We start from the raw sequence: 7,500 nt of genomic DNA, 5'->3' as shown, positions 1-7,500 counted from the left end.
CATGGGTCTATATCTGTAATATGACCACAAATAGAACAGTAACTTAAGTTACGCTTAGCATCTACCAACGCTTTAGCAAATTCAAGTACAGTGTCCTCTTTCATACTTAGCACGAAAAATGCCAGACGGGCCGCAGTTTTCGGCCCAATACCTGGCAACTTCATAAAACTATCAATTAGTTTTGATATCGGTTCAGGATAATGCATGTGATTTCCTCCTAGAACATGCCAGGGAGGTTCAATCCCTTCGTGAATTGTCCCATCGTGGAGTTCGAAGTTTCTTCTGCTTTTTTCATCGCTTCGTTTGTAGCGATTACGATTAAGTCTTGTAACATTTCGATGTCTTCTGGATCAACAACTGATTCATCCAAAGCAACACTGATTACTTCTTTGTGTCCAGTAACAGTTACTTTAACCATACCGCCACCTGCAACACCTTCAAAATGTTGAGTTCCCAATTCTTCTTGAGCCTCAGCCATTTTCTTTTGCATTTTTTGCATTTGTTTCATCATACCTTGCATATTACCCATTCCACGCATACTATTTTTCCTCCCTAATCATCATGTATTTCTACAAATTCTTTACCAAATAATTTTTCCGCTTCTACAATCAACGGGTCTTCCGTGGCTGCTTTCTCTTCCTGCATAAAGCTTAACATTTCGTCTGCAGCTTGTTCCGTCTCACTTGGCTCAGCAGTTGCATCTGCATCAGAATCGGACTCCTTCAACCCTTTGTTGCGAATAAACTCTTCACGGATTTTCACCCAAGCTTCTTCAGGAACAAAAAGAATCTCATACATCTTACCTGTTAAATTCATGAGCAATTGAGAAAAGGCGCTTGAAAACGTTTGATTATCCGCAGCCATTTGGCAATGAATATCATATTTGAATTTTAACACAAATGCACCGGTAGATGCCGCAACTGGTTCTGCTTCATTCAATAATGCGGCATGTGATTTTTGCAATTGCGTCATAATCGTTGGCCAGTGCGATTTGATTAACTGAATATCTTGCTTCGTAGCCGTTTTTAAGACTTCCTGAATGCGGCCTGACGGTGCTTTGAAACCAGTTTGAGTTCTTAACCTCTGGCGTTTTTGTGATTCACTCGCTTGAGGAGTTTGTGAACCATTTGTTGCAATACCTTGTTTCAGTTGTTGTTCAAGCGCGATGACAGTTCGTTCAAGTTGAGCAATTTTCTCTTCAAAGGGACTTAAATCCACTGTCGCTTGCTGAGAATTAGTTACTTTAACTTGTGACATTTTTAATAGAGCGGTCTCTAAATAGACTTTTGCATGATTCGAGTAACGCATTTCCTGTTGAGTGGCTGATAGGATTTCGATGTAACGATATAACGTATCAATCGGGAACTGATGGGCAAGTTGTTTAAACTTCTCCTCACCGGATGCGAGTTCCAATAACTCATCAAGAGATGGAGCGGTATTCATTAATAACAGGTCTCTGAAGAAGGTAATTAAGTCCTCAGTTAAGCGAACTGCATCTTTTCCTTCTTTCATTAATTCTTCTAAAAGAGTTAATACTTTCCCAACATCTTTCGTTAATAAGGACTCTGCCAGTTGGTAGAAGATATCCTGACCAATTGACCCTGTTACAAGAAGTGCGTCTTCCACTGTCATTTCGTCACCACTGAACGATACCACTTGATCGAGCATGCTCAACGCATCACGCATACCGCCTGATGCAGCTTGCGCAATGACTTTCAATGCTTGATCATTTGATGGGATTCCTGAATCAGCCAATACGACATTCATGCGGTCCACAATATCGGATGCCGTAATTCGTTTGAAGTCAAAGCGCTGACACCTGGAAATAATCGTGAGTGGCAATTTATGAGGTTCTGTGGTCGCTAGTATAAACACAACGTGAGCCGGTGGTTCCTCAAGTGTTTTCAATAAAGCATTGAAAGCACTGTTGGAGAGCATATGCACTTCATCGATGATATACACCTTAAAACGCGAGTTTGCAGGAGCAAACCGAACTTTTTCAATGATATCGCGAATTTCTTCAACTCGTGAATTAGATGCAGCATCGAATTCAATAACGTCTGTATTCGATCCGTTGGTTATACTTTTACACGTTTCACATTCATTACACGGCTCAGATACGGGTGCCTTTTCACAGTTCAGCGCTTTGGCAAAGATTTTTGCCGCACTTGTTTTCCCTGTCCCTCGTGGACCGTTGAATAAATAAGCATGTGTCGTTTTATTATAAAGGAGAGCATTTTGAAGGGTTTGTTTCACATGTGCTTGACCTGACATTTCCGCGAATGATTGAGGTCGGTAAACACGATAAAAAGCTTGATACGCCAACTGATTTCTCCCCTTATAGTGTAATTTTAAACAGTTCTTTAATTATAACATAAGGCACTCACTCTAGCTCTTTGAAAGCAAAGAATTCGAGAATGAAAAAAGGCGTTCATTCGCATGGTTAGCGAACAAACACCTGTATGGAAGTATGTATACCGTGCACCTTCCTTCGACTGCTATACATAAGCGGAACCTCTGTCGTTAGCTCTGCCTAGGCAACCCTGCGGCACATGAGAAAAGTCCACTTAAGGCTGCTTCCTTCCGGACCTGACCTGATTCATGGATACCCATTGCGCAGGACCCAGACGTCAACACTACGTGCAAAAGTCAGACCCTACATATAAACAGCCTCAGAGAAGGAGTTCAGTCTCGCTAGAGCGGATTGCGAGTTACAAGACACCGCTACCTTCCCACCTAGCACGGTATTTATTAGTATACTTACTTAGCCACAAAAAATCAAATCCTTCTATTTCATTCTCTGAGACTTTTTACAAAATCATTACCTCGCTTGAAGGAAAAAGGGTTTTTCTTATTGAATAATAGGAATGTAAATTCATCCTCACTTTAAGGAGAAACTTAGCATGAACACAAAATTGATTTTAGTTGAAGGGTTGCCTGGCTTTGGGAAATCAACAACAGCCAAACTTATGCATGAACTATTGAAAGAGCATGATATAGAAAACGAACTTTTCTCTGAAGGAAACCTAAACCATCCTGCAGATTATGATGGAGTTGCTTATTATACAAACGAAGAATTTGAAAAATTACTTTCAGCAAACACTGAGTACGCAACTATATTAAAAGAAAATGCGAAACAACAAGAGAACGGAACTTTCATTTCCTATCAAAAAATGAAAAACACAAACCTTTCAAGTCTTCCTGATGACGTATATACACTTCTTTCAAAGAATGATATTTATGAATTGCCTCTCGATATACATATTCCACTTATGATAAATAACTGGAAGGAATTTGTACAACACGCGGTCAAGAGTCACAAAACCTATATTTTCGAATGCTGTTTTATACAGAACCCCATAACCATCAGCATGATTAAATACAATTCCTCTAGCGATATTGTTTCAGACTATATCTTACAGCTGGCAAAAATAATTGAACCATTGAACCCTTTGTTAATTTACGTGGATCAAGAAAATCTTCATGCCTCATTTGAAAAAGCCTATAAAGAACGAGACAACAATTGGGCTGAAGGATTTATTGATTACTATACGAATCAAGGGTATGGAAAAGCAAATGACTATACAGGAGTCGAAGGAACCTTAAAAGTTCTGGAAGCGAGAAAGTTATTGGAAAATGAAATCGTTGATCAAATTGATTTTATGACGGTAAGAGTGAATAACTCTTCGTATAATTTCACACAGTATAAAACCATGCTGGAAGTAATCGTGAAAGAAAAAGTGATTTAACACTTCAAAAGGGCAGCTCTCACTTCCCGCTTTCCTTTATTATCTTATGCACCGCAAATCATTTGAAAAAAATGCGCAAAAAAACAAAATACTTAAATTTTAATTTAATCACCTGTAGTTGTTGACTTTAGTTTTTGTACATGATAAATTATATCTTGTTGACACGGAGGTATACCCAAGTTTGGCTGAAGGGATCGGTCTTGAAAACCGACAGGGGAGTCAAATCCCGCGGGGGTTCGAATCCCTCTACCTCCTCCATTTTTTCAACAAACACGCGCATATAAATGGAGATTGTTATTCGTTACTAACGTAACGAATTTTCTTCTAACATAACTAATCAGAATATTATGAAGGCAACTCATTGAGTTGCCTTTTTTTGTGCTTTCTAATAACTAATTTCCAATGATTTGTAACGTAAACTGCTTTTCTACCGTCAAATGGAAGAATAAGGAGGGTTCGGATGAAATTTAAATCTTTATTGATTTCCTTTTTAATATCACTTGTATGTACGACGGTCTTCTTGCCCAATAAATCATCAGCTGAGTGGGCATATTCTTTTGTCGTATGGGATGGCTATGTTTACGTCTTAAGTGATGAGATTGTCGATCAAATCGATAAAGAAATCGGAGAAGTTACTTTATATTCTACGAATGAGGGTACGTATTCCGGTAATTTCTCAAATTCGTACGCCAGTGGCACGAAGTATTTTTCTATCATTGATACAAGCACAGATGAAGCGATAGCGATTGAAGACCCCGATGGGCAATATTATAAWGCGACGCGTGATGGGGAATATGCTGGCAACAAACTGCCCACCCCTTTTTCAGGTCCTAACAATAATGACGGTTTCACTTTACTCATCGGTCTGTTGGCACTTTTCCCAATCATTGCGTTTGCCAGCTACCTAACAGTTAAGCGAAACAAATGAGATATTTACAAATAGAAAAAAGCCTCCAGCTTTCGCTGAAGGCTCGTCCATTTTATCTACGTAACATCGATGTTTGTTGAATAAAGTGACCAATACGCTCAACAATCGGTTCCACAGTCTCAGGATTTTTCATCAAATCATAATCATTGATATTTAATCGCAGGACAGGACAGCCGTTGAAAGAATTGATCCAGTTTTCATAGCGTTCATGCATTTCGTACCAATACTCAACTGGAGTGGATTGTTCCATTGGACGCCCACGTAATTGAATGCGGCTTAAAATGTCTTCAATAGATCCATCCAAATAAATAAGTAAGTCTGGATGCGGGAAATACGGCGTCATCACCATTGCATCAAAGAGACTTGTATACGTCTCATAATCTGTTAGGTTCATTGTGCCTTTTTCCATATGCATTTTAGCGAAAATCCCTGTATCTTCGTATATCGAGCGATCTTGAATAAAACCGCCGCCGTATTCAAAAATACGTTTTTGTTCTTTAAAACGTTCTGCCAGGAAATAAATTTGTAAGTGGAAGCTCCATTTTTCAAAGTCATCATAGAAACGATCTAAATATGGATTGGCGTCCACTTTTTCAAAAGAGGTATGGAATTTTAGTGCGTCTGCAAGTGCTTTGGTCATCGTTGATTTCCCTACACCCACTGTACCTGCTATTGTAATCACGGCATTTTTTGGAATGCCATATTTTTCACGTAAGTTCATGCGTGGAGACTCCTTTTTTGTAGCGTTTCATCTACTTTATTTAAGATCCATTTCAAATCAGATTCGTTTTGAACAAAATCAATTTCATCTCCATTGAAACGAAGAACCGGAATTTCCGGATGTGTTTCTTCAAAGTACTGAATGAATGCATGGTAATCAGCTGAAAGTTGTTCCATATATTCTGCACTTATCAATTTTTCGAATTCACGCCCACGCTGTGCGATGCGTTTCATCAGTGTATCCAAGCTAGCATGCAAATAGATGACCATGTTCGGCTTTGGCATATCCTGAGTCAAAATACGGTAAATTGATTCGTACTTCACATACTCTTCTGCCGGAAGTGTACGTTTGGCGAAGATTAAATTTTTGAAAATGTGGTAGTCTGCAACGACAGGTTCATGATTGGCAATGTATTTCTTTTGAATATCACTTAGTTGTTTGTAGCGGTTGCAAAGGAAAAACATTTCCGTTTGGAAACTCCACTCATCGATATCTTCATAAAACTTATTTAAAAATGGATTTTCATCCACAATTTCTTTTAAAAGTTGAAACTTATTTGCATCGGCTATGGCCTTAGATAATGAAGTTTTTCCAACACCAATTGGGCCTTCAACTGTGATAAATGGAATCGGCATCAGAAGTCCTCCTACTCGTTCTCAGTCGTTCAGTGCCCTTTATTCTATCATAGCTGGAAAACGAAAAACAGAGCTAAAAACCACTTTTCCAAAGCGGAAAAGGGTTTTAGCTCTATCTTTTTTTCACGTGGAACATTTCATTAAGAACGACCCAGTTCTGTGGGAATTGGAAGGCAATGTGCCAGTAACTGATTCCTTTCAAACCTAATTCTTTTAATAAATCAAATTTTGCTTTAATCGAACGGGCATCCTCAAACCATACTACATGTTCTTTTCCGTCCCGCCAGTAATTGAAATATGGTGCTTGCGCTACCTCATCATATAAGATTGCTGCATTACGTTCCCGGGCAAGTTCCACAGCCCGCTTCGGACTAATCGTTTGAGCCGGTGGATTTCCTGGTTTATATGGTAATGTCCAGTCATACCCGTACAAATTTTGACCCATCATGATTTTTTTAGCAGGTATTTCTGTTAATGCGTACGTGAGTACATTACGTACCGGTCCAATTGGAGACACGGCCATCGGTGGACCTCCGCTATAGCCCCATTCATAGGTCATAATGACAACAAAATCGACTACTTCACCGATTTTTTTGTAATCATGCCCTCCATACCATTTTCCGACCTGATCGGCGGACGTTTTCGGAGCAAGTGCAGCAGAAAGAGTCAAACCTTTTGCTTTTGCCGCTGTTTTTAAACGCTTTAAGAAGTTAACATAGTTTTGTCGATCTTCTTTTCGTAAATACTCAAAATCCACATGAATATCTTTTGCATTTTTCGCCTTGGCCTCAGCCAGGATATTTTGAATGAGTTTATCTTGCACAGCAGTGCTCGCGAAAATGTCTTGTGCTAAAGTGTCACTGAATGCACCATTCTCGATATTGGAAATAACTATTGCAGAAACCATATTTTGATCTTGCGCAATCTGATCAAGTCCACTCCAATCCAATGGCGTTAACGTACCATCCCGTTTGACTTCATATGAAAATGGCATCATATACGTCAATAATGGACCACGTTTCTTTACCTCATCCAGCACGGCTTGGGATGGTTTTTCGGTGTACCATTCCACGTACGCATTCGTATCAGTCGTTGGGCGATTTGGATCTGGTGCGCCAGGAATGACAATCGTTTGACCTACTACCAAAACGTTCGGATCAGTAAGCTCATTGAAATTGGCCAGTGTGGTAGGGTCGACCCCGAACCTATTGGCAATAGAGTACAGACTATCCCCTTGCTTTACTACATAAATATTCATCTAAAACCTCCTTGTTCCACATCTCATTTATGCTATGCGTAGGATGAACAAAACATGCTACACTAAAATGAAGGAGCGATGCGAAATGGATGTATTTGAAAAAGACCAGACTTTCATGCTTGAAGCATTAAGCGAAGCTCAAAAAGCTGCCACTCTAGGTGAAGTGCCAATTGGTGCAGTTATTGTTTATCAGGATGAAATCATTGCAC

Annotated in this window: 8 protein-coding genes, 1 tRNA gene, 1 other RNA gene and 1 pseudogene (1 of these 11 only partly in view); 4 read left to right on the top strand and 7 right to left on the bottom strand. The window is 39.5% G+C overall.

The annotated features are described in order from the left end of the window. From recR to ffs, 4 genes are all read right to left on the bottom strand, one after another. On the bottom strand, positions 1 to 206 hold the 5' end (the start) of the coding sequence (gene recR, locus AC1DSB_RS09750; RefSeq protein ID WP_016428965.1) for a recombination mediator RecR. Its footprint begins 391 nt before the window's first position; 206 of the gene's 597 nt are visible here — the first part of the coding sequence; its start codon is at positions 204 to 206; its stop codon lies off the left edge, out of view. Between the two features lie 11 nt (positions 207 to 217). Continuing rightward, positions 218 to 538 (bottom strand): YbaB/EbfC family nucleoid-associated protein, encoded by a 321-nt coding sequence (locus tag AC1DSB_RS09745; protein WP_016428964.1) that lies wholly within the window; start codon positions 536 to 538, stop codon positions 218 to 220. Between the two features lie 14 nt (positions 539 to 552). Further along, positions 553 to 2,325, bottom strand: a complete 1,773-nt coding sequence (gene dnaX / locus AC1DSB_RS09740; protein ID WP_477532243.1) for a DNA polymerase III subunit gamma/tau — start codon at positions 2,323 to 2,325, stop codon at positions 553 to 555. 152 nt (positions 2,326 to 2,477) lie between these two features. Next, an RNA gene (ffs, locus tag AC1DSB_RS09735) (signal recognition particle sRNA large type) lies at positions 2,478 to 2,745 on the bottom strand. Positions 2,746 to 2,903: 158 nt separating this feature from the next. On the opposite strand from ffs, the gene AC1DSB_RS09730 reads away from it, so the two are divergent. From AC1DSB_RS09730 to AC1DSB_RS09720, 3 genes are all read left to right on the top strand, one after another. After that, positions 2,904 to 3,749 (top strand): P-loop NTPase family protein, encoded by an 846-nt coding sequence (locus tag AC1DSB_RS09730; RefSeq protein ID WP_477532244.1) that lies wholly within the window; start codon positions 2,904 to 2,906, stop codon positions 3,747 to 3,749. Between the two features lie 165 nt (positions 3,750 to 3,914). After that, positions 3,915 to 4,007: transfer RNA gene (locus tag AC1DSB_RS09725), tRNA-Ser, on the top strand. A 202-nt stretch (positions 4,008 to 4,209) separates the two neighbouring features. Then, complete coding sequence (locus AC1DSB_RS09720) at positions 4,210 to 4,677, top strand: hypothetical protein (protein ID WP_477586607.1); 468 nt, start codon at positions 4,210 to 4,212, stop codon at positions 4,675 to 4,677. A 52-nt stretch (positions 4,678 to 4,729) separates the two neighbouring features. Here AC1DSB_RS09720 and AC1DSB_RS09715 read toward each other — a convergent pair whose 3' ends face one another. From AC1DSB_RS09715 to AC1DSB_RS09705, 3 genes are all read right to left on the bottom strand, one after another. After that, positions 4,730 to 5,398 (bottom strand): deoxynucleoside kinase, encoded by a 669-nt coding sequence (locus tag AC1DSB_RS09715; RefSeq protein ID WP_016428960.1) that lies wholly within the window; start codon positions 5,396 to 5,398, stop codon positions 4,730 to 4,732. Then, positions 5,395 to 6,033, bottom strand: coding sequence for a deoxynucleoside kinase (locus AC1DSB_RS09710; protein WP_477532246.1), 639 nt, complete (start codon positions 6,031 to 6,033; stop codon positions 5,395 to 5,397). Before AC1DSB_RS09710 ends, AC1DSB_RS09715 begins: the two co-directional genes overlap by 4 nt. Positions 6,034 to 6,145: 112 nt before the next feature. Continuing rightward, positions 6,146 to 7,291 carry a glycosyl hydrolase family 18 protein gene (locus tag AC1DSB_RS09705; protein WP_477532247.1) on the bottom strand — a complete coding sequence of 382 codons (1,146 nt, stop codon included), beginning with the start codon at positions 7,289 to 7,291 and terminating at the stop codon, positions 6,146 to 6,148. A gap of 85 nt (positions 7,292 to 7,376) precedes the next feature. Here AC1DSB_RS09705 and AC1DSB_RS09700 point away from each other — a divergent pair. Continuing rightward, positions 7,377 to 7,500 (top strand): annotated as a pseudogene (locus AC1DSB_RS09700) (tRNA-specific adenosine deaminase); the annotation flags it as partial.

This window comes from Paenisporosarcina sp. P4_E4_2 (assembly GCF_056401595.1).
Note: the sequence above shows the minus strand (reverse complement) of the source record. Positions and strands in the feature narration are given on the sequence as shown.

What these genes read in the sequence shown, in the direction of transcription:
- AC1DSB_RS09710 (WP_477532246.1), bottom strand. Translation starts at nt 6,033, where the DNA reads ATGCCGATTCCATTTATCACAGTTGAAGGCCCAATTGGTGTTGGAAAA.
- AC1DSB_RS09730 (WP_477532244.1), top strand. Translation starts at nt 2,904, where the DNA reads ATGAACACAAAATTGATTTTAGTTGAAGGGTTGCCTGGCTTTGGGAAA.
- AC1DSB_RS09715 (WP_016428960.1), bottom strand. Translation starts at nt 5,398, where the DNA reads ATGAACTTACGTGAAAAATATGGCATTCCAAAAAATGCCGTGATTACA.
- AC1DSB_RS09745 (WP_016428964.1), bottom strand. Translation starts at nt 538, where the DNA reads ATGCGTGGAATGGGTAATATGCAAGGTATGATGAAACAAATGCAAAAA.
- AC1DSB_RS09705 (WP_477532247.1), bottom strand. Translation starts at nt 7,291, where the DNA reads ATGAATATTTATGTAGTAAAGCAAGGGGATAGTCTGTACTCTATTGCC.